This is a genomic window from Kitasatospora sp. Xyl93 (assembly GCF_055383135.1).
This window is the reverse complement of sequence record NZ_AP029185.1, coordinates 7949927-7975863: the sequence shown is the minus strand read 5'-3', so window position 1 is coordinate 7975863 and position 25937 is coordinate 7949927. Positions and strand designations below refer to the sequence as shown.

Sequence of the window (25937 nt, the reverse complement as noted above, 5' to 3'; positions counted from 1 at the left end):
CCGCACAGGGCCGCCCGGTCCGACTCCGAAGGGGCGGGCTCAGACCGCCACGGGCGGGTCCACGGGCAGGCACTCGGCGAGCAGGCCGACGATGTCGCGCCAGGCCCGCTCGGCCTGCCGCGGGTGGTGGCCCACGCCGGGCAGCACGGCGTGGCCGACCGTCGGGTGGTGGAAGGCGTGCTGGGCCCCGCCGTAGACGACGAGGCGCCAGTCGACGCCCGCCGCCTGCATCTCGGCGGCGAAGGCGTCCCGCCGCTCGGCCGGCATGATCGGGTCCTCCGAGCCGACCCCGGCCCACACGGGGCACCGGATCCGCGCCGCCTCGCCCGGTCGGCCCGTGGTCAGGCCGTTGACCGTCCCGATCGCCCGCAGGTCGACACCGGCGCGCCCGAGTTCGACCGCGATCGCGCCGCCGGTGCCGTAGCCGATGGCGGCGATCCGCCCTGGGTCGGTCCGCGGCTCGGCGAGCAGCACGTCGAGCGCCGCCCGGCCGATGCCCCGCATCCGGTCGGGGTCGTCGAGCAGCGGCATCACCCGCGCCAGCATCTCCTGCGGGTCGGTGAACCAGTGGCCGCCGTGGAGGTCGAAGGCCAGTGCCACGTAACCCAGTTCGGCGAGCGCGTCGGCCCTCCGGCGCAGGACGTCGCTCAGGCCGGGCCCCTCGGGCCCGATCAGGACCGCGGGCCCGCGGCCGGCGCCGGCGGGGAGAGCCAGGTGCCCGATCATCGTCAGTCCGTCGGCCGGGTACTCGACCGTGTGCGTGGTAACCGTCGTCATGGGATCGGACTGTAGTGACCGCCTGGCCCCGTCCGGGCCGGACTTAGCCCTCGGCAGAGCGGGCGGCCGGTCCGCGGGCGAGGGCGGCGACCCGCGATACCCGTGACCCGTCCCCGGGGTCCGGGTGCCCTTGGCCGAGGGGAGATTCCGGACTTTTGGTCGTGGTTTTGGCCGATGTGGTTAAAGACCCGGCCAAATAAGCGAGTGACCCCTTGCCGATAATGTGATCACATGTGCAGGCACTGTGGCGTTGCGCGTCGCAGGGGAGGGAACGGCCCGCTTCACCGAGCGGGCCCCATCAACAGGAGTCGCACCATCAACACCGCCATCCGCAAGGCCGCCCGTGGGGCGATGCCCGTCGCCGTCACCGCCTCCGTGCTCGCCACCGGTCTCGCCGCCTGCGGCACCGTCGAGCAGCTGTCCGCCGCCCAGAAGGTGTCCAAGGCCTTCGACAAGGTCGGCAACGGCAAGTCGGCCGGCTTCACCCTCTCCATCGACGCCACCCCCGAGCAGGTGGCCGCGTTCGCCCGGAGCGGCAAGGGCAAGCACGGCAAGGGCCTGGTCGGCTCGGCCCGCGGCAACGGCCGCGAGATGGACGAGAAGGCCGCCAAGGCGATCTCCGGCCTCTCCGTCTCGGTCGCGGTCTCCGCCGACAAGCCGCTCAAGGACGTCGAGGCCTTCAAGAACGCCGGCAAGGCGGGCCGGAACACCGACCTGACGCTCGACAAGTCGGTGCGCGTCTCCTACCTGCTCGCCGACCGCAACGGGACCGCGCTGCTGGAGTACCGCCAGGTCGACGGCACCGGCTACCTGCACGCCGACGCCAAGGCCCTGGTGAAGCTGGTCGGCGAGGACCCGTCCGTGGTGGACGAGATGCGCGAGGACCTGCCCGAGAAGCTGAAGCCGGTCGGGGACGTGCTGGCCGGCAAGTGGGTCTCCTTCGACCTCCAGTCGCTCGCGGACAGGGCGAAGGAGTCCGACGGGAAGAAGGCCGCCCCGGGCGTCGACCCGGAGCTCGGCAACCAGCTGCTCAACTCGGTCAAGGACGTGCTCGGCCGCACCGTCACGTACGAGGACAAGGGCAAGAAGGACGGGACCGAGCACCTCTGGGTCAGCGCCCCGGCCCGCCAGCTGGTGGACGAGATGTACAAGGCCGTCAAGCCGCTGTCGACCAAGTTCCCGAAGCAGCTGGGCGGCTTCCCGGACCAGGCGCCGAGCGACGTGCCGGACCGCCGGATCGGCCTCGACCTCTACCTGAAGGGCGGCGCCTTCTCCTCGGCCACCTTCGACCTGGCCCAGCTGGCCGACAAGGTCGAGCCGGGCGTCAACTTCCCGGTGAAGCTGGCCTTCAACCAGGCGGCGCCGAACGTCCAGGCGCCGGGCGACGCCGTCAAGGTGACCGACGAGCAGCTGACGGACGCGGTGCTCGGCCTGGGCAGCGCGGGCACCGGGAACGCCTTCGGCCCCGAGGACACGGACGACGTCACGCTGGCGCCGCCGCTGACCGACGCCCAGATCAAGGAGCTCGCCGGCCTCGGCGTCACCGAGACCGAGGCGCGTGCCTTCAACCGGGCCGGCCTCACCTACGAGGACATCAAGGAGATCGCCCAGGAGGACACCCCGCCCCGGGCCTGACCCGCACCCGTGACCGGCCGACCGCGCGCGACGCGGTCGGCCGGTCGCGCGTTCCCGGCCCGCGCCGCCGTCCGCGCAGGCCGGCCTCCGTGGTCGGTCGTCGGTCAGTCGTTCCCGAGCGCCAGCTTGATGCCGAAGCCGACGAGTACCGTGCCGGTGACGGCGTCGATGGCCCGCTGCACCGAGCCGCGGTTCAGCCACCGGCGGACAAGGTGGGTGCCGAAGATCAGCGCGCTGAACCAGACCAGTCCCTCCAGGTCGTGCACGGCCGCCAGCACGACGCCCATCAGCAGGTGCGGGGCGCCGTCGGGGATGAACTGGGGCAGCATCGCCATGTAGAAGACGCCGTTCTTCGGGTTCAGCAGGCTGGTGCCCAGTCCGCGCGCCCAGGACCGTGCCCAGGTCGCCTCCGCGGTGGTGGCTCCCGCTCCGCCCGCCGCCTCCCCCGGCCCGGACCGGCCGCGCCCCTTGAGCGTCCGGAGGACCATGCCGATCCCCAGCCACGCCAGGTACCCGGCACCGGCCAGGCGCAGCACGTCGTACAGCAGGCGGGAGGCCGTGAGCACCGCGGTGGCACCGACCGCCGCGGCCACGCCCCACACCAGTACGCCGCAGAGGATCCCCAGCGCGGTCGCGAAGGCCCGGCGCCTGCCGAGGGTGATGGCGGAACGCAGCACCAGGGCGGTGTCCAGTCCCGGCATGACGGTGAGCATGCCGGCCACGACGGCGAAGGAGACGATGGCGGAGGAAACGGTCATGCGGCCATCCTGTAGCCGCGGCCTCGATCGCGTCCAACGCGGTCCGCTGCACCGCGCATCAGCGGGGCTGATGCCGCCGCTCGCCCGGCCGTGCGACGACCGGCCCGTCCTTCGTCGCGCGGTTCGGCGATGACCGCCGTCGTCCGCCGCCGGGTGGGCCTCCGGCCTCGCCCGGCGGCGCCGGTGCGCCCGGTCCGGCCGTCAGGCGTGGGCGGCGGCGCACTCCGGGTGGCCCCAGGAGCCGCCGACCTTGGTGATCTTGTCGCCCTTGGCGTACGGGCGGCTGCACGGGCAGGTGCCGGGGAAGCGGGCGTTCAGGGTGCGCGAGCCGCCGCTCCGCTTGGCGGCGCCGCCCGTGCCGGTGGCGCCGGTGGCGGCGGGACGGGCGGCGCGCGCCTTGGGGGCCTTCGTGGCGGCGGCCGGGTCGGGCACCGGCAGGTCGGCGGCGGTGCCGGAGGCGTCCTGCTGGGTGCGGGCGGCGTCGCTGGCGGCCTTGTCGGCGATGGCGTTCAGCGGGTCGCCGTCCACCTGGTGGGCCGGCACGTACACGAAGGTGACGTCCCGGCCCTCCAGCAGGGCGTCGATCGCCTGGATCAGCTCCTGGTTGGCGACCGGCTTGCCGGCCGCCGTCTTCCAGCCGTTGCGCTTCCAGCCCTTGAGCCACTTGGTCACCGAGTCGCGGGTGTAGGTGCTGTCCAGCCGCACCTCCAGCGGGACCGCCGGGTCCGTCGAGGCCAGCAGCTGCCGCAGTGCCGTCAACTCGCCCACGTTGTTGGTGCTGTGCCCGAGCGCACCGGCCTGCCAGCGCTGGGGCGCCCCGGCGGCGTCCGCCACCACGTACGCCCAGCCCGCCGGGCCGGGGTTGCCCTTGGCTGCTCCGTCACACGCTGCAATGACTCGTTCGACCATGCCCCGATCATGCCTGGTCGGACGGCCCGGAGCCAAAGCCGCTCAGCCGCGCAGCAGGAGCAGCAGCAGCGCCGCCGACCAGCTGAAGTTGGTCGAGCTGCGCCCCTCGCCGGTCAGCGGGTCGTAGTTCTCCCGCACCGGGCCGTCCCCGGCCAGCCCGGCGGCGGTGGCGAGCAGTCGCTCGACCGTGCGCCGGGCGTCCTGCTCCCAGCCGTACCGGCGCAGGCCCTCGACGGCGAAGTAGGTCTGGTCGAGCCAGGCCAGGCCGCGCCAGTAGCCGGCCGGGTCGAAGGCGGCCGAGCTGCGGGCCACCGTCGGGAACGGCATGGCCGTGCCGAACTCCGCCGGGTCGAGCAGTAGCCGGCGGACGGTACGGGCCTGGGCGGCGGTGGCGGTGCCCGACCAGAGCGGAACGGCGCCCTCGATGCCGCGGCCCCGGGCGGTGAGCCGGGCGCCGGTGGCGAGGTCGGTGTCGTGGAACCAGCCGTCGGCCGGGTCGTACATGGTGTCGCGCACGGCGGCGTCGATCCGTTCGGCGCGGGCCCGCAGCCGTTCGGCGGCGGACCGGTCGCCCAGTTCGGCGGCGATCAGCGCCAGGTGGCGGTGGTCGGCGGCCAGGTAGGCGTTGAGGTCGACGGAGCGCTGGTCGAGCGACCAGCCGAGCAGGGTGCCGTCCGCGTCCCGGTTGGGGAGCACGGCGGCGGCGTCGAAGCGCGGGGCGTTGTCCATGCCGGACTCCCAGGCGGCCGCCTCCCGGCGGTCCTCGGCGGTGGCGTTGGCCGGGTCCACGGTGGCGCCGTACTCGCACAGGCCCTCGCCGAGGTGGTCCCGGGTGCGGTACCACCAGTCCTGGTAGGCGGTCAGTTTGGGCAGCAGCTCCCGCAGGAAGGCCCGGTCGCCGCCGCGCCGGTAGACCTCCCATACCGCCCAGGAGGCCAGCGGGGGCTTGGAGTTGCGCTCGTTCCAGTTGCCGCCGCCGGTGCCCGGGTCGTTGTAGAAGACGCAGTCGGGGACCATGCCGGCGTCCTGCGGGCGCTGGGGCGAGCCGATCGGGACCTGGTGGTCGAAGACCGCCCGGATCTGGTCGGCGGCCAGGCCGGGCGCGAACGCGGCGGTGCCGACGGCCTGTTTCCAGGTGTCCCAGGCCCAGACCCCGCTGAACCACTTGTAGGAGAGCGTGGGGGTGACGGCGTCGTGCCGGATCCGCCCGGCCGGGCTGCGCCAGTTGGTGACCAGGGTCTGCACGCACTTGACCGCGGTGCGGCGGCGGGCGGCCGGGACGCCCTCGGTGGCCCGGGTCAGGTACCCGTGCCAGCGGGCGGCGCCCTCCGCCGCGATCCGGTCGGGGGCGCGCAGCGCGGCCTCGGCCTCCTCCGCCGCCCGGGCGTGCTCGGCTTCGGTGAAGGTGTAGCTCTCGGTCCAGTCCAGGCTCCGGCTCTCCCCCGGTGCCAGCCGGAGCGGCTCGGCGAGTTCGGTGCGGTGGCCGTCGCCGTCGGCGCTCAGCACGACCCGGACGGGCCGCGCGTGGCGGACGGCGAAGCGCTCGGTGCCGTCGGTGAGGTAGTCCCAGGTCTGCCGGACCCTGGCGAAGCGCACCTCCACGCCCCGTTCGGCGGCGAGCAGTTCCGGCGCCTCGCGCTGCGGGCCGGTGGCCGGGCGCAGCAGCCGGCCGGTCCAGGCGACGGCCAGGGTCCGTACGGCCGGGCCGGTGTTGGCGAGCCGGGCCCGCAGCAGGGCGGTGCGGTTGCCGGCGAAGCGCAGTTCCAGGGTGAGGCCGAGGCCGCCGCCGAGGTCGTGGGTCAGCCGCAGCAGGCCGGGCAGCGAGGTGCCGCGCGCGGGCGCGCCGGCGGTGAGGTCGAGCGGGCGGCCCCGTTCGGTCAGTTCGAGACGGGTCAGGCCGTCGCTGAGCCACCAGGGGTACTCCTGGGCGAGGTACAGCGGGCCGGTGAAGCCGCCGGGCCGGTCTGCCGGGCGGGGCAGGGCGTAGGCGTGCCAGGCGCCGAGGTCGGCGAAGACGTTGATCGGGTTGTTGCCGCGGGCGTCGCCGGGGTAGGCCTGGGCGGGGGTGCCGTGGAGGTCGAGGACGTCGGCGTAGCGGTCGTCCGGCGGCCCGGCGGCCGGCAGCGGTTCCGCGGCCGGTACGGGTTCCGCGGCGTCGGCCGGGGCGGCGGCGAGGGTGCCGGCCGCGGCGAGGGCGGCGGAGCCGGCCAGGAAGTGGCGGCGGGTCAGCGGGTTCATGCGCGCTCCTGGGCGGCGGGGAGTCGGATGACGGCGGCGCCGAGCGGCGCGAGGGTGACGGCTCCGGCGGCCTCGGCGCCGGTGAGCAGGTCGGTACCGGTGAGCGGGACCGTGCCGGGGAACGGATCGGCCCCGGCGAGCGGGCCCGCGCCGGCGAGCGGGTCGCGGCCGGGCGCGCGAAGCGGGACGAGGCGCTCCTCCGGGCCGTGGTTGAGCAGGAAGAGGTAGCCGGTGCCGTCGGCGGCCACCCGGCAGGTGGCCTCGACGCCCCCGGGCAGGCCGGGCAGTTCGGCGCCCACCCCGGCCTCGGCGAGTGCCAGGTCGAGCACCGGCCCGAGGTCGGCGCCGAGGTGGCAGCTCAGGTACCAGGCGCTGCCGGCGCCCAGGCGGTTGCGGGTGACGGCCGGGAGGCCGGCCAGGGCGCCGGAGCCGTAGCGGGCGACGGTCTCGGCGGCCTCCGTCTCGATCCACTCGCTCCAGCGTTCGGCGTCCAGGCCCGTGCCGTTCAGGTCCACGGCGGTGGTCGCGCCGTCCGGGATCGGCCAGTGCTCGTCCACCACGATCCCGAGCAGGTCGCGCAGCGGCCCGGGGTGGCCGCCGGGGTGGATGTGGTCGTGCCGGTCGGCGATGCCGCTGAACGGGCCGCAGACCAGCCGGCCGCCGCCCCGCACGTACGCGGTGAGCCGTTCGGCGGTAGCGGTGTCGAGCAGGTAGAGGTTGGGCGCGAGCAGCAGCGGGTGGTCGTCGAACCCGGCGGTGGGCGGGACGAAGTCCACGGTGACGCCGCGCTCGTACAGCGCCGCGTACCAGGGGCGGAGCAGGTCCGGCCAGCGCATCCGGGCGGAGGGGTGGTCGTCCAGTTCCAGCGCCCACCAGCTGTCCCAGTCGAGCAGGACGGCGGCGCGCCCGCGCAGCCGGCTGCCGGCGACCTCGCCCAGCCGGCGCAGTTCGGCGCCGAGGCGGACGGTCTCCTGCCAGCCGCGCGAGGCGGTGCCCCGGTGCGGGAGCATCGCGCTGTGGAACTTCTCGGCCCCGGCCACCGAGGCGCGCCACTGGAAGTGCAGGACGCCGTCGGCGCCGCGGGCCAGCGCCTGGAGCGACCAGAGGCGGTAGCGGCCGGGGCCCTTGGGCAGGTTGACCGGGCGCCAGCTGACCGCGGAGGGGGCCTGTTCCATCAGCAGCCAGGGGCGGCCGCCCTTGAGCGAGCGCATCAGGTCGTAGTTCATCGCCGCGTTGACGTGGGCGCGCGGGTCGGCCGGGTCGGGGTAGGCGTCGTCGGAGACGAAATCCTCGTGCCGGCTCCACTCCCAGTAGTCCAGCGCCTTGAGCATCGACATGAAGTTGGTGGTGACCGGGACGCCGGGCGAGACCTCGTCCAGGACGGCCTTCTCGGCGCGGTGCAGGGCGAGCAGCGCGTCCGAGCAGAACCGGCGCCAGTCCAGCAGCTGGGTGGGGTTGACCGGGCCCGGCGCGGTGCGCGGCGGCTCGATCTGGTCGAAGGAGTTGTAGTGCTGGGACCAGAAGGCGGTGCCCCAGGAGCGGTTCAACTCCTCGATGCCGCCGTGGCGTTGGCGCAGCCAGCGGCGGAAGTCGGCGGCCGAGGCGGGGCAGAAGCACTCCTCGACGTGGTCGGCGTACTCGTTGTGGACGTGCCACAGGGCGAGCGCCGGGTGGTGCCGGTAGCGCTCGGCGAGCGCCCGGGTGAGCCGGACGGCGGCCTCCCGGTAGGCGGGCGAGGACGGGCAGTAGTGCTGGCGCGAGCCGAACTCCAGCCGTACCCCGTCGGCGGTGACCGGCAGCAGCTCGGGGTGGGCGCGGACCAGCCAGGCGGGTGGCGAGGCGGTGGCGGTGGCCAGGTCGACGGCGATGCCGTGCCGGTGCACGAGGTCGAGCAGCCGGTCCAGCCAGCCGAAGTCCCAGCTGTGGGCGTCGGGTTGGAGGCGGGCCCAGGAGAAGATGCCGACGGTGACCAGGTTGACCCCGGCCTCGGCCATCAGCTTCACGTCCTCGGCCCACACCCGCTCGGGCCACTGCTCGGGGTTCCAGTCCCCGCCGTACAGCAGGCCGGGCACCCTGGTCAGGCGGTCCGTGGCCGTCGCTCCGTCAGGCGCCGCTTCGTCACGCGTTCCGGCAGCGCGCATCGCCCCGTCAGGCGTTCCTTCAGCGCTCATCGCTTCGTCACTCATCCCTTCAGGGCTCCGCCGAGCAGGCCGGCCACGAACTGCCGCTGGAAGACCAGGAAGAGCACCATCAGCGGCAGGGTGGCCAGGAAGGAGCCCAGCATCAGGCCGGAGTAGTCGACGTGGGAAAGCCCGGTCAGCGTGTTGAGCGCCACCGGCACGGTGTACCTGTCCTCGGTGTTGAGCATCAGCAGCGGCCAGATGAAGCTGTTCCACTGGCCCATGAACGTGAAGATCACCAGTGCGCCCAACTGCGGCCGCACGCACGGCAGGACGACCCGGTAGAAGGTGCGCAGCTCCCCGGAGCCGTCGATCCGGGCGGACTCCAGCAGCTCGTCGGGGAAGTCCAGGAAGCCCTGGCGCATCAGCAGGATGCCGAAGGAGTTGGCCAGGAACGGCACGATCACGGCCTGGTAGCTGTCGATCCAGCCGAGGCTGGCCATCATCTGGAACAGCGGGACCAGCAGCACCTGCAGGGGGATCATCATGGTGGCCAGCACCAGGCCGAGCAGCAGTCCGCGGCCGCGGAAGCGGTACTTGGCCAGCCCGTAGCCGCACATCGCGGAGAGCAGCGAGCTGAGCGCGGTGTAGACGACGGCGATCCCGAGGCTGTTGAGCAGCACCCGGCCGAAGCCGATGGTCTCCTGGAGGTGCACCAGGTTGCGCAGCAGGTTGCCGCCGGGCAGGAACGGCGGTGGGGAGTGGAACAGTTCGGAGCTGCTGTGGGTGCTGGCGACGAGCATCCAGGCGAAGGGCAGCAGGCTGAGCACGGCGCCGAGGACGAGGACGGCGAGGACGGCGGTCCGGCCGAGCCGGGCGGGCAGCGGGGTGCGGGCGGGCGCGCCGGGCGGCGGGGTGCGGGCGACCCGGGCCGACAGCGGAGCGCGGCCGGGCGCGCCGGGCGGTGGGGTGCTGCTCATCGGCGCCTTTCCCTTCCGTAGAGCCGGAACTGGAGCAGCGAGACCGCCGCGATGACCAGCACAACCACCCAGGCAATGGCGGCCGCGTAGCCGAAGTCAAGCTGCTGGAAGCCGACCTTGTAGAGGTAGACGACCGGGGTGAGCGTGGCGTCGCCGGGGCCGCCGCGGGTCAGCACGTAGTTCTCGTCGAAGAGTTGGAGGGTGCCGATGGTGGAGGTGATGACGCAGAACAGCACCACCGGGCGCAGCTGCGGCAGCACGACGCCGGTGTAGGTGCGCACGGCGCCGGCGCCGTCGAGGGCGGCGGCCTCGTACTGGTCGCGGCCGATGGCGTGCAGTCCGGCCAGCAGGATGACGGCGTTGTAGCCGGTCCAGCGCCAGGTGACCGAGCCGATCAGCGAGATCCTGGCCCAGGTGGGCGAGTTGAGCCAGTCGACCGGGCCGAGGCCGAGCGCCTGGAGGACCTGGTTGGCGAGGCCGCCGTCGGTGCGCAGCAGGACCTGGAAGACCACGGCGTAGGCGACCAGGGTGGTGATCGCGGGCAGGAAGAACACCGCCCGCCAGCCGGCCCGGAACCGCAGCCAGGACTGGTTGAGCAGGACGGCCAGCACCAGGGCGAGGCCGGTCATCACGGGCACCTGGACGGCCAGGATCATGCCGGTGTTGACCAGGGAGTGCAGGAACGCGGGGTCGTTCAGCATCCGCCGGTACTGGTCCAGGCCGACCCAGACGTCGGCGCCGTCGCGGCGGGCGGTGAAGCTCTGGTAGAGGCTGGCGCCGAGCGGGTAGGCGAAGAAGGCGACGAAGAGCGCGGTGGTGGGCCCGGCGAACAGCCAGGCGGCGGTGCGTGGGGAGCGTCGGCGGCGGGCGGGGGCGGCCCGGGTCGGGGCCGCCGGCTTGCGCGGGGTCACCGGAGGGCTGGTCATCGGTTCCGCCCCTACCCGACTGTTCGGCGGCCGGTCGCGGTGGCGATCTGGCGGGCGGCGGAGCGCAGTACGGTGCCCGGGTCGGCGCCGTTGTGCAGCACCTGGTTGACGGCGGTGGTGACGATGTCGGCGGCCTTGGCGTCGTCGGCGGTGAGCTCGACGGTGGGGATGGAGCGGGTGAGCCCGGCGAACAGCCGCATGGCGGACTGGCCGTCGTAGTAGGGGGCGGGCTGCTGGAAGTACGGGTCGTCCAGGGCGGGGAGGTAGGCGGGGAAGAGGCCTTCGTGGCGCATCATCGAGGCCTGGTTGGCCTTGTCGGCGAGCAGGAAGGAGACGAAGGCCCAGGCCGTCTCGGGGTTCCCGCTCTGCGCGGGGACGCACAGGGCGGAGCCGCCGCTGTTGGAGGTGCGGGTGCCGCCGGAGGTGAAGGCGGGGAGCGGGACAACGCCGAACTTCCCGCCGAGGTCGGCCATTTCGGCGGTGAGGGTGCCGTCCCACCAGGCGGCGGTGGGGGTGGTGGCGGCCTTGCCGTCATGGGTGGCGGAGACCAGTCCGTCCCAGCCGTTCTCGAAGTCGACCAGGTCGCGGTCGACGAGCTGTTTGAGCAGGGTGAGCGCGCGTTCGGCGGCGGGGGTGGCGACGGCCACCTTGCCGTCCGTGAACCAGCGCTGGCCCTGTTGCTGGAGCAGCATGGCGAAGAGGCTGTCCTGCTTGGCGTCCAGGACGAGCAGCTTCCTGCCGGTGGCGGCCTTGAGGGCGGTGCCGGCGGTGACGTAGTCGTCCCAGGTGCCGAGGCCCGTCGGGTCGATGCCGGCCTGCTCGAACAGGTCTCGCCGGTAGAACAGGGCGCACGGACCGCTGTCCCAGGGCAGGGCGAAGACCCGGCCCTCGGCGTCCGAGACGGCGCGCCAGGAGGCCTCGGCGTACTGGGGCCTGAGGCCGGCAGCTCGGCCGGTGAGGTCGACCAGGGCGTTCGGGAAGTTGCCGAGGTAGGCGGGCAGCCGGTGGCCCTCGACGGTGAGGACGTCGGGCAGTCCGCTGCCGGCGCCGAGGCCGACGGCGATCTTGTCGTAGGCGTTGTCGTAGCCGATGTCGACCACTTCGACGGTGGTGCCGGGGTGGGCCTGTTCGAAGTCCCTGCCGAGCCGCCGCATGGCCTTGGCGGCGACGTCCCAGGACCAGATGACGACCTTGCCGGTGGGCGTGCTGCCCGGGCCGGCGGTGAGCTGCTTGGCTCCGGTGCCGCCGGCCCCGCCGGTCGCGCAGCCGGCGGCGCCGGTCAACAGCAGTGCGCCGCCCGCGAGTCCGGCGGAGAGGATCCGGCGCCGCGCCGGACGTGGTGGCGATCCGCCCTGGTCGTGGGCGAGTTGGGGATGTTCTCGGTGCCGGGTTCGTGCGGACATCTTGCCTCCCGACTGGTGAATGCCGAATGCTGTATACAGAACTCAGCATTCACAAACCCGTCAAGGCTTGTGACTGAAATCGCGGAAGGTGCCAGGATGAGCACACGCGCCCCCCGAACCCACCCGTACATCCCCAACTCCGCCCCGCAGGTGCGCAAAGCGATGCTGGCGGCGATCGGCGCCCAGGACGTCGAGGAGTTCTACGCCGACATCCCCGCCGCCCTCCGGCTGGACCGCCCGCTGCGGCTGCCCGAGCCGCTGGAGTCCGAGGCCCGGCTGGTCGCGCACATGGAGGAACTGCTCTCCCGCAACACCGCCGTGCCGCCGGGCCGCAGCTTCCTCGGCGCCGGCTGCTACCGCCACCACGTCCCCGCCGTGGTGGACGAGATCGTCAACCGCAGCGAGTTCCTCACCGCCTACGCGGGCGAACCGTACGAGGACCACGGCCGCTTCCAGGCGCTGTGGGAGTACCAGTCGCTGATGGCCGAGCTGCTGGCCGTCGAGGTCGTCAACGTGCCGACGTACGACGGCTTCCAGGCCGCCGCGACCGCGCTGCGGATGGCCGGACGGGCCACCGGGCGGCGCCGGCTGGTGCTGGTCGGCGCGATCGACCCGGACCGGCTCTCCCGGATCCGCGACTACGTCCGGGGCGTCCACGAACTGGTGCCCGTCCCGGCCGATCCCGCCGCCGTCCGGGCCGCGCTGGAGCGGGGCGACGCGGCCGCGGTCTACGCCCAACTGACCGACCACTGCGGGCGGGTGGACCCGGAACTGCCGCGGTACGTCGAACTCGCCCACCGGGCCGGGGCGCTGGCGGTGGTCCACGTCAACCCACTCAGCCTCGGCGTGCTCACCCCGCCCGCCGAACTCGGCGCCGACCTCACCTGCGGCGACCTCCAGCCGCTCGGCATCCACCCGAGCTTCGGCGGCGGCAACGCCGGCTTCATCGGCAGCCCGGACGACGAGCGGCTGGTCGCCGAGTACCCGAGCCGGCTGTTCGGCCTCACCCCCACCGACGTCCCCGGCGAGTACGGCTTCGGCGACGTCGCGTACGAGCGCACCTCCTTCGCGCTGCGCGAGGGGGGCAAGGAGTGGGTCGGCACCGCCGCCGCCCTGCACGGCATCGCCGCCGGGGTCTACCTCGCGCTGATGGGACCGCACGGCATGCGCGAGATCGGCACGACGATCCTCGCCAACACCGAGTACGCCCGCCGGCGCCTGGCCCGCGTCCCCGGCGTGGAACCGGCGGACCCGGAGGCCGTGCACTTCGCCGACTTCACCGTCCGCTACACCGGCGAGCGCGGCGCCGCCGAGATCGCCGGCGCGCTGCTCGCCCTCGGCCTGCACGGCGGCACCCCGGCCGGGCCGCACGAGGGCCGGTACTGCGTGACCGAACTGCACACCCGGGCCGACATCGACCGCCTCGCCGACGCGCTTGAGGAGATCGTGAAGTGACGAATCGTCAGGAGAACAGCCGGCCGGTGCACCCGCGGATCGCCGCCAAACCCGCGCTGCGCCGCTTCCACCAGGCCCGCTGGGACGAGAAGCTGATCTTCGAGCTGGGCACCCCCGGCGAGCGCGGCGTCCTGCCCCCGCTGCCCGAGCCCGCCGTCACCGCCGCCGTCGGCGACCCGGCCGCGCGGCTGCCCGCCGCCCTGCGCCGCGGCACACCGCCCGCCCTGCCCGAACTCGGCCAGCAACAGGTGCTCCGGCACTACCTGCGGCTCTCCCAGGAGAACCTCGGCGCCGACCTCAACGTGGACGTCGGCCAGGGCACCTGCACCATGAAGTACAGCCCCAAGGTCAACGACGCCTTCGTCCGCGACCCCCGGATCGCGGCCCTGCACCCGGCGCAGGACGCCTCCACCGTCCAGGGCGTGCTCGAACTCGTCCACCGGCTGGAGCAGGCGCTCAAGGAGGTCTCCGGCATGGACCGGGTCAGCCTCCAGCCCGGGGCGGGCTCGGCGGCGATCTGGACCAACGTCTCGGTGATCCGCGCGTACCACGCCGCGCGCGGCGAGCTGGAGCAGCGCGACGAGGTCGTCACCACCGCCTTCTCCCACCCCTCCAACGCCGCCTGCGCGAGGACCGCCGGCTTCCGGGTGGTCACCCTGCACCCGGACGCCGACGGCTACCCCGACATCGAGGCGCTGCGCGCCGCCGTCGGCCCGCGCACCGCCGCCCTCCTGATCACCAACCCCGAGGACACCGGCATCTACAACCCCCGGATCGCCGAGTTCGTCCGGATCGTCCACGAGGCCGGCGGCCTGTGCGCCTACGACCAGGCCAACGCCAACGGCATCCTCGGCATCACCCGGGCCCGCGAGGCCGGCTTCGACCTGTGCCACTTCAACCTGCACAAGACCTTCTCCACCCCGCACGCCTGCGGCGGCCCGGCGGCCGGCGCCTGCGGCGTCACCGCCGAGCTGGCGCCCCACCTGCCGCGCCCCACCGTCGAGTTCGACGGCGAACGGTACTTCCTGGACGACGACCGGCCGGACTCGGTCGGCAAGATCCGCCCCTACCTGGGCGTCGTGCCGAACCTGGTGCGCGCCTACGCCTGGATCACCGCGCTGGGCGCCGAGGGGCTGCGCGCGGCCGCCGAGACGGCCGTGCTCAACAACAACTACCTGCTGCACCACGTACGGCGGATCCGCGGCGTCTCCGTCCCGTACGCCGAGGGCCGCCCCCGGGTCGAGCAGGTCCGCTACAGCTGGCAGCGGCTCAACGAGGACACCGGCCTGCACAGCGAGGACCTCGGCTACCGCGCCGCCGACTTCGGCACCCACTACTGGACCAGCCACCACCCCTACGTCGTCCCCGAGCCGATGACCCTGGAGCCCACCGAGTCCTACTCCCGGGCCGACCTGGACGAGTACGCGGCGATCCTGGCCGAGGTCGCCCGCGAGGCGTACGAGGACCCGGAGACCGTCCGCACCGCGCCGCACAACTCCACCGTGCACCGGATCCGGCACGAACCGCTGGACGACCCGGCGCTCTGGGCGGTCAGCTGGCGCGCCTACCGCCGCAAGGTCCTGGGCGAGCGGCCGTGACGTCCGCCCCGGGCGCCCGGATCGGGCTCGTGGTCAACCCGGTCGCCGGGCTCGGCGGCCGGGTCGGCCTCAAGGGCAGCGACGGCGCCGACGTCCAGCGGCGGGCCCTGGCACTCGGGGCCGCCCCGCAGGCCGTCGCCCGGGCCGCGCTGACGCTGCGCGGCCTGCCCGGCGTGGAGCTGGTCACCGCCGACGGCCCGATGGGCGCCGACGCCGCCCGGGCGGCCGGCCGGCCCGCGCGGGTCGTCCACCGGCCCGCCGGGGCGGCGACCACCGCCGCCGACACCCGCGCGGTGGTGCGCGCCCTGGTCGCGGCCGGCGCCGGACTGCTGCTGTTCTGCGGCGGCGACGGCACCGCCCGCGACGTGCTGGAGGCGCTCGGGCCCGAGCCCCGGCTGCCCGTGCTGGGCATCCCGGCCGGGGTCAAGATGCACTCCGCGGTGTTCGCCGTCCACCCCCGGGCCGCCGCCGAGGTCGCGGCGGCCTGGGCGGCCGGCCGGGGCGTGCGCCTGACGGCCGCCGAGGTGGTCGACCGGGACGAGGCCGCGCTGCGGGCCGGCCTGGTCTCCGCCCGGCTGTACGGCCGGCTGACCGTCCCGGTGCTGCCCGCCCGGGTGCAGCAGCGCAAGACCGGCAGCTCCGGGCCCGACCCGGGGACCCCGGCCGGTCTCGCCGCCGAGGTCGCCGAACGGGTCGGCCCCGGCGGGCTGCTGGTCCTCGGGCCCGGCAGCACCACCCACGCGGTGGCCACCGCGCTCGGTGCGCCGGACACCAGCCTGACCGGCGTCGACCTGCTGCGGCTCGGCCCCGCCGGTGCCCCGCGGGCAGGAGTCCGGCCCCGGGCCCCCGGCCCGGGCCAAGCCGACGGCCTCGCCCCCGCCGCCCGGGTGCTGGTCCGCGACGCCCGGGCCGACCAGCTGCGCGCCCTGCCCACCACCCCCTACATCGCCCTGTCCCCGATCGGCGGCCAGGGCTTCCTGCTCGGCCGCGGCAACCAGCAGCTCACCCCCGAACTGCTGCGCGCCGCGGGCCGGGAGAGGCTGCTGGTGCTCGCCACCGAGGCGAAGCTCGCCGCCCTGGCGGGGCGCCCGCTGCTGCTGGACACCGGCGACCCCGACCTGGACGACGCCCTCGCCGGCCACGTCCGGGTGATCACCGGCCGCCGCTCCGGCGCCGTCTACCGCCTCTCCGCCTGACTCCGACGCCCCACTCCCCCAGGCCAGTTGAAGGAGCCTCCCATGATCGACCTGCACGGCAAGCGCGCGATCGTCACCGGCGCCGCCTCCGGCATCGGCCGGGCCACCGCCGCCCTGCTCGCCGAACTCGGCGCGGCCGTCGTCCTCCTCGACGTCGACGCCGAGCGCGGCGAAGCGGCCGCCGAGGAGACCGGCGGCACCTTCGTCCGCTGCGACGTCTCCCGCCGCGCCGACTGCGAGCGGGCCGTACGCACCGCGGTGGAGCAATTCGGCGGCGTGGACGTGCTGTTCAACAACGCGGGCATCATCCGCCGCTCCACCGTCACCGAGATCAGCGACGAGGACTGGGACCTGGTGATGGCCGTCAACGTCCGCTCGATCATGCTGCTCAGCGGGCTGGTGGTGCCGCTGATGGCCGCGGACGGCGGCGGCAGCATCGTCAACACCGGCTCCGGCTGGGGCATCAAGGGCGGGGGCCGGGCCGTCTCCTACTGCGCCTCCAAGGGCGCCGTGGTCAACATGACCCGGGCGATGGCCATCGACCACGGCCCGGACAACATCCGGGTCAACTGCGTCTGCCCGGGCGACACCGACACCGGGATGCTCGCCGAGGAGGCCCGCCAGCTCGGCGAGAGCCCGGGCGCCTTCTACACCGACGCCGCCGACCGGCCGCTCGGCCGGATCGGCCAACCCCGGGACATCGCCCGGACCGTGGCGTTCCTGGCCAGCGACGCCGCCGCCTTCGTCAGCGGCGCGGTCATCGCCGTGGACGGCGCCGGCACCGCCTGACCCGCACCGCCGTACCCGGCCCCGGGCGCCTGACCGCCGACGCCGGTCGCCCGGCCGGTACGCTACCGACCGAGAACGAAAGGAAAGCCCGATGGCGATCGAGCGGCGTCCGCTGCGCGAGCAGGTGAAGGACGAACTCCTGGAGCAGCTCGGCCGCGGCCGGTTCACCCCCGGCGAGTCGATCAACGAGGTCCAGCTCGCCGAGGAACTTGGCGTCAGCCGGACCCCCCTGCGCGAGGCCCTGATCAGCCTGGAACGCGAGGGCATCATCACCAGCGAGCGCGGCAAGGGCTTCCGCTTCGCGCCCACCGGCAAACAGGAGTTCCTCGACCTCACCGCGATCGTGATCGCCCTGGAGTCGCTGGCCCTGCGCACCTCCGACCCCGCGCACCTCGCCGAGATCGCCCCCCGGCTGCTCGCCGAGGCCCGCGCCTTCTCCGCCCCGCAGGCCCCGCACGGCACGATAGAACGCTACGACGACGCCTGGCACGCCCTGCTGCTCTCCGGCTGCGCCAACGCCCGGCTGCGCGAGATGATCGACTCGCTGAAGCTCACCCTGCACCGCTACGAGCGGGTGGTGGTCGGCGACCACGAGATCCTGGAACGCGCCGCAGAGGAGCACGAGCGGATCGCCCAGTGCCTGCTGGACGGCGACATCGACCAGGCCGTCACCGCGCTGGAGGCCAACTGGACCAGCGGCATGGAGCGCATCCTGGACCGGCTGCCCCCGGTCGCCGCCCGCTGAACGACGCGGCCGTGACGGTCTCCGAGCCGGCCCGTCGGCGCCGGCTCCGCCCGGCCGACGGGCCGGCGGTGTGCCGTCCGCCGGTCGGGCGTGGCGTCAGGCGGGCCAGCGCAGCACCGCGCCGAGTCCACCCGGCGGGCCGGGGACGGTCTCCGGGACGAGCACGGCCTCGGCCGCGCAGGCCGTGGCGGCGCGCAGCAGGGCGTCGGCGGCGGGGGCCTGCACCGGGTGGCGGACGCCCATGCGCCGCAGGTCGGCCCGGTCGACGCCGAGGTGCTCGGGCTCGGGCCCGGTCCACACCGGGCGCTCCGGGTCGTGGCCGCCGGCCTGCAGGAGCAGCGCGGCAAGCTGGTGCTGCCGGGCGGCGCTCACCACGGCGGGGATGCCCTGGGCGGCCGGGCCGGGCGCGGTCTCGGTGCCGTCGCCGTCGGTACGGTGTCCGCCGGGGCGGCCGACGCCGGTGCGGAAGGCGTCCAGCAGCTCGGCCACGTGCCGGCCGCGGTGGTCGGCCCAGGCCTCGGCGAGGCGCCGGTCGAAGGCGCCTCCGGCGGGTTCGCCGTCCAACTCGACGGTCACGTCCTGGAGTTGCGGGGGGAGCCGGTCGTGGACGGCCCGGCGCTCCCGGGTGCCGCCGGTGAGCACCAGCAGGTGGGCGCCGCTGTGCGGCCAGCTCCGGGCGAGGTGCTCGGCGACGATCCCGGCGGTGCGCTCCCAGGTGTCCTCGACCCGGTGCCGGTAGTGCCACTCGTAGCGGTCGGCGGGTGGGGCGCGGTGCCCCCGGCCCTGCCACTGCGGACCCTCGACGGTACCCAGCGGCTCCCCGCGACCGAGTTCGTAGCGCCGCAGGTCGGCCCCGGTGCGGTCGACGGCGGCGACCAGGCAGGCGGGCACCGCGTCGTCCAGCAGGCCGAGCAGCGGGCCGGTGTGCGGCAGCGGGGCCCAGGTGGCGGCGACGTCGGGCGGGGAGTCGGCGAGCGGCACGTCCAGCACGACCTCGCCGTCGGCGGCGAACAGCGCCCGGCCGGGCGGGGACCCGGCGGCGGGCATCCCGGCCAGGTGCTCGCGGACGGCCGTGCAGGTCGGCCCGTCTGCGCCGGCGTCGGCCAGTCGCTGGACGGCGGCGCGGTCGATCAGCGCCCGCCGCCGGGCGGCGTCCTCGGTGGCGCGGGAGGTGTCGAGGTAAACCGAGGCCCAGGGGCTGGTCCGGTCGAGCAGCGGGGTGAGGAAGGCGAGGTCCATGGCGGCCTCCTTGGGTGGCGGGCGGTTCGGTCGGCGACCGGTGGTCAGTGTCCGAACATGTGCCGGATCCGGCCGCCCGGTCGCGCCGCCGTCTCCCGGCCGCCCTGCTCGGCGGCCCGGTCCTCGGGCAGCACCCGCATGTCGTCGGTGCCGCCCAGGGTGCGTTCGCGTTCCACGGGAGCCGCGACCGGCCGCGCCCGCCGCGCCCGTCGCGGCGTCCGCCGGGCCAGCCGCATCATCGCGAGGCCGAGGCAGAAGATCAGGGCCAGCGCCACCCCGGCGAGGAAGATGCTCAGGCTGTTCAGCGTCACGAGGTCGTTGCCCAGGATCGTCACCTGGTAGTCGGGCCCGCCGGAGAGGTTGTCCGCGATCAGCAGTCCGACGAATGCTCCGGACGCCGCCATCAGCAGAAGTCCCAGCAGCAACATGGGGATCGGTCCCTTCCGTCTCGGCCCCCCTTGTCCGCTCGCGCCTACCCGCCCCCGGCGGCCCGTAACGGCCGCCGGGGAACGGCGGCGGAAGGGACGGGCGACCGCCGTCGCGGCGGCGATCGGCCTCACTCGGTCTGGACGGCGATCAGGCAGGTGTCGTCGTCGGTGTCGGCGGGGCTGAGTTCGAGCAGCCGGTCCAGGTACTGCTCCAGGTCCGGGCCGGGGGCGCCGGCCGCCCGGAGCAGCTGCTCCACCGACTCCTCCACCGGGCGGTCCCGGCGCTCGACCAGCCCGTCGGTGTAGAGCAGCAGGACGTCCCCCGGGTCGAGCCGGGCGGTGTGCTCCTCGTACTCGGCGTCGTCGAGCGCGCCGAGCAGCACGCCGTGCGGCAGCGGCAGCACCTGGGCGCCGCCCGCGCCGAGCCGGATCGGCGGCAGGTGGCCGGCCCGGGCCCAGCGCAGTTCGCCGCCGACCGGGTCCAGCAGCACGCAGACGGCGGTTGCGGTGATCTGGCCCGGTTCGCGCAGCGCCACGGTGTTGGCCCAGGCCAGCAGCCGGCCCGGGCCGGCCCCGGTGACGGCGAGGCCGCGCAGCGCGTGCCGCAGCGCGACCATCCCGGTGGCCGCGCCGACGCCGTGCCCGGCCACGTCCCCGACCGCGAGCAGCACCCGCCGGTCGGGCAGCACCAGCACGTCGTACCAGTCGCCGCCGACCCGGTCGCGCTGGCCGGCGGGGCGGTAGCGGACGGCGGCGTGCAGGCCGGTCACGCCGAGCGGGGGCGGCGCGGCCGGCAGGATCGCCTGCTGGAGCCGGAGCGCCAGCTGCGCCCGCTCGGCGGACTCCTGCTCGCTGTCGGCCAGCAGCTCCCGGGTGGCGCCGAGCGCGACCTCCGTCCAGTGCTGGGCGGAGACGTCGTGGTAGGCGCCACGGACGGCGACCAGTCGGCCGGCCTCGTCCACCACCGGTTCGGCGATCACCCGGGTGAAGCGGTGGGTGCCGTCCGGGCGGTCCAGCCGGACCACCGCGGAGGCGGTGCGGTGGTGGTGCCGGACGGTGTCCAGCAGCCGCCGGATCGCCGGCCGGTCGTCCGGGTGGGTGTGCCGGGCGAGCCGGTCCAGCGGTACGGGCGGGGCGTCCGGCGGCAGTCCGTACAGCTCGCGCAGCCCGTCGCTCCAGCGGATCCGGCCCTCGGCCGGGCGCTCCTCGAACCCGGCCACCCGGGCCAGCCGCTGGGCCTGGCGCAGCAGGGCGGTGTGCTCGTCGTCCTCCCGCTCGTCCTCCAGCTGCCAGCAGACCAGCATCCGGGCGCCGAGCGGGACGACCGAGAGCAGCACGGCCACCGGCACCGCCGGTCCGTGCTCCCGGAAGGCCAGCCGGACCGGCTCGGCGGTCGACGGCACGCCGGTCTCGTACGCGCGCAGCAGCCGGTCGAGCAGTCCGGCGGCGCAGGCGGCGGGGTAGGTCGCCAGCAGCGAGGCGCCCTCCAAGTCCTGCCGGGAGCGGCCGAGCGGGTCGCGGAACCCGGCGCTGACCCGCAGCAGCGTGAAGTCGGCGATCCGCTCGGCCCGGACGGCGGGGGCCAGGAGCAGCGCGGGGGTGAGCAGCCCGTCCAGGAGGGCGGCGGCCTGCTCGGGGGCCATCGGCTCCGGGGGCGGGCCGAGCAGGGTGGTGCACAGGTCGGCGAGGGCGCACAGCTCGCGGCGCTGGGCCTGGCCGAGCACCGGGGCGGATCCCGGGCCGGCGGCCGGCCAGAGCAGCTCCAGCGCGCCGCGGCGGCGGCGCCGGTCGATCAGCGGGAGGACCGCCCGGGCGGCGCCGGCGCCCACCGAGGGCCCGTCCGCCCCCGGGTCGCCGGGCCACAGCTCGGCTCCGCCGCCGACGACCAGCTGCGCCGGGGTGGGCACGCCGGGCGGTACCCGGGCCCAGCCGGCCGCCTCCTCGGCGGACAGCCCGGCGTGCGCGGCGAGGGCGAGCGCGCCGCCGGGCAGCCGCAGCCAGACGGCCACGGCGCGGACGCCGACCGCTGCCGCGGCCTGGTCCAGGACGGCCCCGGCGGCGCGCTCCAGGTCGGGCGAGGCGGCGAGCGCGGGCGCGACGGGCGGGCCGGCCTCGGACGGGCCGACGGCGGTCAGGGCGGGGGCGGACCGTCCGGGCCCCTCCTCCGGTTCCGGTGCCGGCTCCTGGCCGGGGACCGGGCCCGGCGCCGGCAGCCCCGCGACGTCCGCCGCCAGCGCGAGCACCGGCACGCCCGCATCCCGGGCCAGCCGGGCGAGGTGCGCGGCGGCCTCGGCGACGGGCAGGTCGAGCCGCTCGGCCAGGATGCCGGTGGCGAGGTCGACGGCGGCCCTGGTCCGGGCCTCGGCGTGCGACCGGGCGGCGGCGGCCTGGAGGCGGCGGACGGTCTCGGCCAGGGCCCGGGCGGTGCGCTCGGCGGACTCCCGCCGGGCGGACTCCTGCCCGGACGACTCCCGCCCGGCGTGCCCGGGGGGCTCCTGCCCGGCGGTCACCGCGCACCCCGGGGTCGGAGCGCGGTTCCGCCGTGCCGGAGGGCGGTTCCCCCGTGCCGGAGAGCGGTCATGACGCGTCCAGCCAGTCCCGCATCCGCTCCAGCAGCCGGCCGGTGTCGACCGGCTTGGTGACGTGGTCGTCGGCCCCGGCGGCCAGGCTGCGGTCCCGGTCGCCGGGCATCGCCTTGGCGGTGACGGCGACGACCGGTAGCCGTTCGAAGCGCGCGTCGGCGCGGATCGCCGCGATGGCCGCGTAGCCGTCCAGTCCGGGCATCATGACGTCCATCAGCACCAGGTCGGTCTCCGGGTGGGAGCGCAGCAGGTCGAGCCCGGCGCGGCCGTCGGCGGCGTGCAGGACGTCCAGTCCGTGCCGTTCCAGGGCGGCGGTGAGCGCGAAGACGTTGCGGATGTCGTCGTCGACGATCAGCACGGTCCGTCCGGCGAGAGCGGCGGCGACGCCCGGGTCGTCGGTCCCCGCGGCCTCCTCCGCCTCCCCGGGCTCCCGGGCGGCCGGGGGCTCGCCGCCGAGCGCCCGGATCACCCGCACCCGCAGCTCGTCGAGTCCGCCGACCCGCTCCACGCCCTCGGGCGGCGCACCGCCGGTCCCGTACCCGAGCACCGGCGTGCCGCCCGCCGCGAACCGCCCGAGCAGCGGGGCGAGGTGCGCGGAGCCGACCAGGTCCAGCAGTACGCACCGGTACGGCCCGCCGGTGAGCGCGGCCCGCAGCCCGGCTTCGTCGCCCACCCCGTCGACCCGCACCACCGACGCCGGCCCGCCGTCCGCCGGGCCGCCGGCCGCCGGCGCATCCGGAGAGCCGCCGGTCGGACCGCCCGAGGACGTCCCCACCGCCGCCCGGGCGAGCTGGGTGAGCAGCCCCGGCGGGTCGGGCTCCACCACCAGGACCCGCGGCTCGACCGCGCCGTCCGGTGTGTGCTCGTCCTCGCCCAGCGGCAGGTACAGCGTGAACCGGCTGCCCTGCCCGGCCGCCGAGCGCACGGTGATGGTGCCGCCGAGCAGCCGGGCGAGCTCCCGGCTGATCGACAGCCCGAGGCCGGTGCCGCCGAAGCGTCGTGCGGTGGATCCGTCGGCCTGCTGGAAGGCGCCGAAGATGGTGTCCAGGTGGGCCGGGTCGATGCCGATCCCGGTGTCGTCCACGTGGAAGGCCACCGCGGCCCGGGTCCGGCCGAGTCCGGACGGCAGGTCCGCCTCCTCCACGCGTTCGATCCGCAGCTCCACCCGGCCGATGTCGGTGAACTTGACGGCGTTGGAGAGCAGGTTGCGCAGCACCTGGCGCAGCCGGGACTGGTCGGTGACGATCCGCTCCGGCATGTTCCGGTCGACGGACACCTCGAAGGCCAGCCCCTTCTGGTCGGCCAGCGGCCGGAAGCCGGACTCCACGTACTCCAGCAGCTCGCGCACCGCGAAGGGCTCGATGGCCAGGTCCATCTTCCCGGCCTCCACCTTGGAGAGGTCGAGGATGTCGTTGATCAGCTGGAGCAGGTCGGTGCCGGCCGAGTGGATCACGCCCGCGTACTCGACCTGCTTCGGGGTGAGGTTGCCGCCGCTGTTCTCGGCGAGCAGCTGGGCGAGGATGAGCAGGCTGTTCAGCGGGGTGCGCAGCTCGTGGCTCATGTTGGCCAGGAACTCCGACTTGTACATCGAGGCCTGGGTCAACTCCCTCGCCCTTTCCTCCAGTTCCTGGCGGGCCTGTTCGATCTCCAGGTTCTTCGCCTCGATGTCCCGGTTGCGCTGGGCGAGCAGCGCGGCCTTCTCCTCCAACTCGGCGTTGGAGCGCCGCAGTTCCTCCTGCCCTTCCTGCAACTCCTCGGATCTCGCCTGGAGTTCGGCGGTGAGCCGCTGGGACTCGCCGAGCAGCTCGTCGGTGCGGGCGTTGGCCAGCAGGTTGCCCAGGTTGACCCCGCAGATCTCGGCGAACTGGGCCAGGAAGTCGCGGTGGACCTGGGTGAACGGGTGGACGGAGGCGAACTCCATCACGCCGATCAGCCACTCCTCCAGGGCGATCGGCAGGATGACCAGCGAGCGGGCGTCGGCGCTGCCCGCGCCGGAGGAGACGGTGGCGTAGCCGGGCGGCAGCTCGTCCACCGCGACGGTCCGCCGGGTCCGGGCGGCCTGGCCGACCAGGGTCTCCCCCAGCCGGAGCCGCCGCTCGCCGGCCGGGCGGCCGTAGGCGCTGATCAGGGCCAGTTCGGTGCCGTCCGCGCCTTCCTCGGCGAGGAAGAACGCGCCGTACTGCGCGCCGACCAGCGGGGTCAGCTCGTCGGTGATCATCTCGGCGACGGGGCGGATGTCGCGCCGGCCCTGGATGGCGGCGGAGAAGCGGGCCAGGTTGGTCTTGAGCCAGTCCTGCTCCTGGTTGGCCAGGGTGGTCTCGCGCAGCGATCCGACCATCGCGTTGATGTTGTCCTTGAGGTCGGCGACCTCGCCGGAGGCGTCCACGCTGATCGAGCGGGTCAGGTCGCCGGCCGCGACGGCGCTGGTGACCTCGGCGATCGCCCGGACCTGCCGGGTCAGGTTGCCGGCCAGCTCGTTGACGTTCTCGGTGAGCCGCTTCCAGGTGCCGGAGACGCCCTCCACCCGGGCCTGCCCGCCGAGCCGGCCCTCGCTGCCGACCTCCCGGGCCACCCGCGTCACCTCGGCGGCGAACGAGGACAGCAGGTCGACCATCGTGTTGACGGTCGTCTTCAGCTCCAGGATCTCCCCGCGCGCGTCCACGTCGATCTTGCGGGTCAGGTCGCCCTCGGCGACGGCGGTGGTGACCTGGGCGATGTTGCGCACCTGGCTGGTCAGGTTGTGCGCCATGAAGTTGACGTTGTCGGTGAGGTCCTTCCACGTCCCGGCGACGTTGGGCACCCGGGCCTGGCCGCCCAGGATGCCTTCGGTGCCGACCTCGCGGGCGACCCGGGTCACCTCGTCGGCGAACACGGACAGGGTGTCCACCATGGTGTTGATCGCGTCGGCGAGGGCCGCGACCTCGCCCTCGGCCTCGACGGTGATCTTCCGGGAGAGGTCGCCGCGGGCCACCGCGGTCGCCACCTCGGACATCGAGCGGACCTGGCCGGTGAGGTTGGAGGCCATCACGTTGACGTTGTCGGTGAGGTCCTTCCACGTCCCGGAGACGCCCCGGACGGTGGCCTGCCCGCCCAGGTTCCCGGCGGTGCCGACCTCCCGGGCGACCCTGGTCACCTCGGCGGCGAAGGCGGACAGCTGGTCCACCATCGTGTTGATGGTCTCCTTCAGCTCCAGGATCTCCCCGCGCGCGTCGACCCGGATCTTCTGGGTCAGGTCGCCCTCCGCGACGGCGGTGGTCACCTCGGCGATCGAGCGGACCTGGGCGGTGAGGTTGTCGGCCATGACGTTGACGGACTCGGTCAGCGCCTTCCAGGTGCCGGAGACGTCCCGGACGTCCGCCTGGCCGCCGAGCCGGCCCTCGGTGCCGACCTCGCGGGCGACCCTGGTCACCTCCGCGGCGAAGGCGGACAGCTGGTCGACCATGGTGTTGATGGTGGTCTTGAGCTCCAGGATCTCCCCGCGGGCGGCGACCGAGATCTTCTGGGTGAGGTCCCCCTCCGCCACGGCGGTCGCCACCTGGGCGATGTTGCGCACCTGCCAGGTCAGGTTGCCCGCCATCGCGTTCACCGAGTCGGTCAGGTCGCGCCACGTCCCGGCGACGCCCGGCACCTGGGCCTGGCCGCCGAGCCGGCCCTCGGTACCGACCTCCCGGGCCACCCTGGTCACCTCGTCCGCGAACGAGGAGAGGGTGTCCACCATGGTGTTGACGGTGCTCTTGAGCTCCAGGATCTCGCCGCGCGCGTCCACCTCGATCTTCTGGGTGAGGTCGCCGCGCGCCACCGCCGTCGTGACCTGGGCGATGTTGCGCACCTGCCAGGTCAGGTTGCGCGCCATCGCGTTCACCGAGTCGGTCAGCTCCAGCCAGGTGCCGGTCGCGTCCGGCACCTGGGCCTGGCCGCCGAGCCGTCCGTCGCTGCCGACCTCCCGGGCCACCCTGGTCACCTCGGAGGTCACCCGGGCCAGCTGGTCGGCCATGCCGTTGAAGACCGCGGCGATCTCCCCCAGCACCCCCGGCCGGTCCGGGGCGAGCCGAGTGCGGAAGTCCCCGTCGCGCACGGCCGTCAGCCCGGCGAGCAGCTGCCGCAGCGCCTGCTCGGCCGGGTCGGGCGCGGGGGCTCCGGCCACCGGGTGCTCGTCCAT

18 protein-coding genes are annotated in these 25937 nt (G+C 74.8%); 6 read left to right on the top strand and 12 right to left on the bottom strand.

Annotated elements, in window-relative coordinates; genetic code table 11:
- Positions 1 to 39: 39 nt before the first annotated feature.
- Positions 40 to 777 (bottom strand): dienelactone hydrolase family protein, encoded by a 738-nt coding sequence (locus tag ACZ5GH_RS34670; protein ID WP_464336300.1) that lies wholly within the window; start codon positions 775 to 777, stop codon positions 40 to 42.
- Positions 778 to 1128: 351 nt separating this feature from the next.
- Here ACZ5GH_RS34670 and ACZ5GH_RS34665 point away from each other — a divergent pair, with 351 nt between their 5' ends.
- Positions 1129 to 2412 (top strand): hypothetical protein, encoded by a 1284-nt coding sequence (locus tag ACZ5GH_RS34665; protein ID WP_464336299.1) that lies wholly within the window; start codon positions 1129 to 1131, stop codon positions 2410 to 2412.
- A 104-nt stretch (positions 2413 to 2516) separates the two neighbouring features.
- Here the strand turns inward: ACZ5GH_RS34665 and ACZ5GH_RS34660 are convergent, their stop codons facing one another.
- The 7 genes from ACZ5GH_RS34660 to ACZ5GH_RS34630 form a co-directional block, all read right to left on the bottom strand.
- On the bottom strand, positions 2517 to 3170 hold the full coding sequence (locus ACZ5GH_RS34660) for a LysE family translocator (RefSeq protein ID WP_387757424.1): 654 nt from the start codon (positions 3168 to 3170) through the stop codon (positions 2517 to 2519).
- A 201-nt stretch (positions 3171 to 3371) separates the two neighbouring features.
- Positions 3372 to 4079 (bottom strand): ribonuclease H family protein, encoded by a 708-nt coding sequence (locus tag ACZ5GH_RS34655; protein WP_464336298.1) that lies wholly within the window; start codon positions 4077 to 4079, stop codon positions 3372 to 3374.
- Between the two features lie 42 nt (positions 4080 to 4121).
- The gene (locus tag ACZ5GH_RS34650) at positions 4122 to 6317 is read right to left on the bottom strand and encodes an MGH1-like glycoside hydrolase domain-containing protein (protein ID WP_464336297.1); all 2196 of its coding nucleotides are present in this window, start codon (positions 6315 to 6317) and stop codon (positions 4122 to 4124) included.
- On the bottom strand, positions 6314 to 8458 hold the full coding sequence (locus ACZ5GH_RS34645) for a beta-galactosidase (RefSeq protein ID WP_464336296.1): 2145 nt from the start codon (positions 8456 to 8458) through the stop codon (positions 6314 to 6316). The genes ACZ5GH_RS34650 and ACZ5GH_RS34645 overlap by 4 nt, the downstream gene beginning before the upstream one ends.
- Positions 8459 to 8499: 41 nt before the next feature.
- Positions 8500 to 9417: a carbohydrate ABC transporter permease gene (locus tag ACZ5GH_RS34640; RefSeq protein ID WP_464336295.1), complete on the bottom strand. Its 918-nt coding sequence runs from the start codon at positions 9415 to 9417 to the stop codon at positions 8500 to 8502.
- The gene (locus ACZ5GH_RS34635; protein ID WP_387757415.1) at positions 9414 to 10343 is read right to left on the bottom strand and encodes a carbohydrate ABC transporter permease; all 930 of its coding nucleotides are present in this window, start codon (positions 10341 to 10343) and stop codon (positions 9414 to 9416) included. The genes ACZ5GH_RS34640 and ACZ5GH_RS34635 overlap by 4 nt, the downstream gene beginning before the upstream one ends.
- An 11-nt stretch (positions 10344 to 10354) precedes the next feature.
- Positions 10355 to 11746 (bottom strand): ABC transporter substrate-binding protein, encoded by a 1392-nt coding sequence (locus ACZ5GH_RS34630; RefSeq protein ID WP_387757413.1) that lies wholly within the window; start codon positions 11744 to 11746, stop codon positions 10355 to 10357.
- Positions 11747 to 11842: 96 nt separating this feature from the next.
- Here ACZ5GH_RS34630 and gcvPA point away from each other — a divergent pair, with 96 nt between their 5' ends.
- The 5 genes from gcvPA to ACZ5GH_RS34605 all read left to right on the top strand — a co-directional run bounded on the left by gcvPA (position 11843) and on the right by ACZ5GH_RS34605 (position 17529).
- Positions 11843 to 13201 carry an aminomethyl-transferring glycine dehydrogenase subunit GcvPA gene (gene gcvPA / locus ACZ5GH_RS34625; protein WP_464336294.1) on the top strand — a complete coding sequence of 453 codons (1359 nt, stop codon included), beginning with the start codon at positions 11843 to 11845 and terminating at the stop codon, positions 13199 to 13201.
- Positions 13198 to 14799: an aminomethyl-transferring glycine dehydrogenase subunit GcvPB gene (gene gcvPB / locus ACZ5GH_RS34620; RefSeq protein WP_464336293.1), complete on the top strand. Its 1602-nt coding sequence runs from the start codon at positions 13198 to 13200 to the stop codon at positions 14797 to 14799. The genes gcvPA and gcvPB overlap by 4 nt, the downstream gene beginning before the upstream one ends.
- Positions 14796 to 15995 (top strand): ATP-NAD kinase family protein, encoded by a 1200-nt coding sequence (locus tag ACZ5GH_RS34615; RefSeq protein ID WP_464336292.1) that lies wholly within the window; start codon positions 14796 to 14798, stop codon positions 15993 to 15995. Before gcvPB ends, ACZ5GH_RS34615 begins: the two co-directional genes overlap by 4 nt.
- A gap of 42 nt (positions 15996 to 16037) precedes the next feature.
- A complete protein-coding gene (locus ACZ5GH_RS34610) occupies positions 16038 to 16784 on the top strand; it encodes an SDR family NAD(P)-dependent oxidoreductase (protein WP_464336291.1) in 747 nt (248 codons plus the stop codon).
- A gap of 91 nt (positions 16785 to 16875) precedes the next feature.
- Positions 16876 to 17529, top strand: a complete 654-nt coding sequence (locus ACZ5GH_RS34605) for a GntR family transcriptional regulator (protein ID WP_387757406.1) — start codon at positions 16876 to 16878, stop codon at positions 17527 to 17529.
- Between the two features lie 96 nt (positions 17530 to 17625).
- Here the strand turns inward: ACZ5GH_RS34605 and ACZ5GH_RS34600 are convergent, their stop codons facing one another.
- The 4 genes from ACZ5GH_RS34600 to ACZ5GH_RS34585 form a co-directional block, all read right to left on the bottom strand.
- Positions 17626 to 18768 carry a baeRF2 domain-containing protein gene (locus tag ACZ5GH_RS34600; RefSeq protein WP_387757404.1) on the bottom strand — a complete coding sequence of 381 codons (1143 nt, stop codon included), beginning with the start codon at positions 18766 to 18768 and terminating at the stop codon, positions 17626 to 17628.
- 44 nt (positions 18769 to 18812) lie between these two features.
- On the bottom strand, positions 18813 to 19196 hold the full coding sequence (locus ACZ5GH_RS34595; protein WP_387757403.1) for a hypothetical protein: 384 nt from the start codon (positions 19194 to 19196) through the stop codon (positions 18813 to 18815).
- Positions 19197 to 19324: 128 nt separating this feature from the next.
- Positions 19325 to 21706 carry a SpoIIE family protein phosphatase gene (locus tag ACZ5GH_RS34590; protein WP_464336290.1) on the bottom strand — a complete coding sequence of 794 codons (2382 nt, stop codon included), beginning with the start codon at positions 21704 to 21706 and terminating at the stop codon, positions 19325 to 19327.
- Positions 21707 to 21773: 67 nt separating this feature from the next.
- Entirely contained in the window at positions 21774 to 25937 is a 4164-nt protein-coding gene (locus tag ACZ5GH_RS34585; protein WP_464336289.1) for a HAMP domain-containing protein, read from the bottom strand.

What these genes read in the sequence shown, in the direction of transcription:
- ACZ5GH_RS34665 (WP_464336299.1), top strand. Translation starts at nt 1,129, where the DNA reads ATGCCCGTCGCCGTCACCGCCTCCGTGCTCGCCACCGGTCTCGCCGCC.
- ACZ5GH_RS34655 (WP_464336298.1), bottom strand. Translation starts at nt 4,079, where the DNA reads ATGGTCGAACGAGTCATTGCAGCGTGTGACGGAGCAGCCAAGGGCAAC.
- ACZ5GH_RS34645 (WP_464336296.1), bottom strand. Translation starts at nt 8,458, where the DNA reads ATGCGCGCTGCCGGAACGCGTGACGAAGCGGCGCCTGACGGAGCGACG.
- ACZ5GH_RS34585 (WP_464336289.1), bottom strand. Translation starts at nt 25,937, where the DNA reads ATGGACGAGCACCCGGTGGCCGGAGCCCCCGCGCCCGACCCGGCCGAG.
- gcvPA (WP_464336294.1), top strand. Translation starts at nt 11,843, where the DNA reads ATGAGCACACGCGCCCCCCGAACCCACCCGTACATCCCCAACTCCGCC.
- ACZ5GH_RS34635 (WP_387757415.1), bottom strand. Translation starts at nt 10,343, where the DNA reads ATGACCAGCCCTCCGGTGACCCCGCGCAAGCCGGCGGCCCCGACCCGG.
- ACZ5GH_RS34650 (WP_464336297.1), bottom strand. Translation starts at nt 6,317, where the DNA reads ATGAACCCGCTGACCCGCCGCCACTTCCTGGCCGGCTCCGCCGCCCTC.
- ACZ5GH_RS34595 (WP_387757403.1), bottom strand. Translation starts at nt 19,196, where the DNA reads ATGTTGCTGCTGGGACTTCTGCTGATGGCGGCGTCCGGAGCATTCGTC.
- ACZ5GH_RS34640 (WP_464336295.1), bottom strand. Translation starts at nt 9,417, where the DNA reads ATGAGCAGCACCCCACCGCCCGGCGCGCCCGGCCGCGCTCCGCTGTCG.
- ACZ5GH_RS34605 (WP_387757406.1), top strand. Translation starts at nt 16,876, where the DNA reads ATGGCGATCGAGCGGCGTCCGCTGCGCGAGCAGGTGAAGGACGAACTC.
- ACZ5GH_RS34610 (WP_464336291.1), top strand. Translation starts at nt 16,038, where the DNA reads ATGATCGACCTGCACGGCAAGCGCGCGATCGTCACCGGCGCCGCCTCC.
- ACZ5GH_RS34630 (WP_387757413.1), bottom strand. Translation starts at nt 11,746, where the DNA reads ATGTCCGCACGAACCCGGCACCGAGAACATCCCCAACTCGCCCACGAC.
- ACZ5GH_RS34600 (WP_387757404.1), bottom strand. Translation starts at nt 18,768, where the DNA reads ATGGACCTCGCCTTCCTCACCCCGCTGCTCGACCGGACCAGCCCCTGG.
- ACZ5GH_RS34660 (WP_387757424.1), bottom strand. Translation starts at nt 3,170, where the DNA reads ATGACCGTTTCCTCCGCCATCGTCTCCTTCGCCGTCGTGGCCGGCATG.
- ACZ5GH_RS34670 (WP_464336300.1), bottom strand. Translation starts at nt 777, where the DNA reads ATGACGACGGTTACCACGCACACGGTCGAGTACCCGGCCGACGGACTG.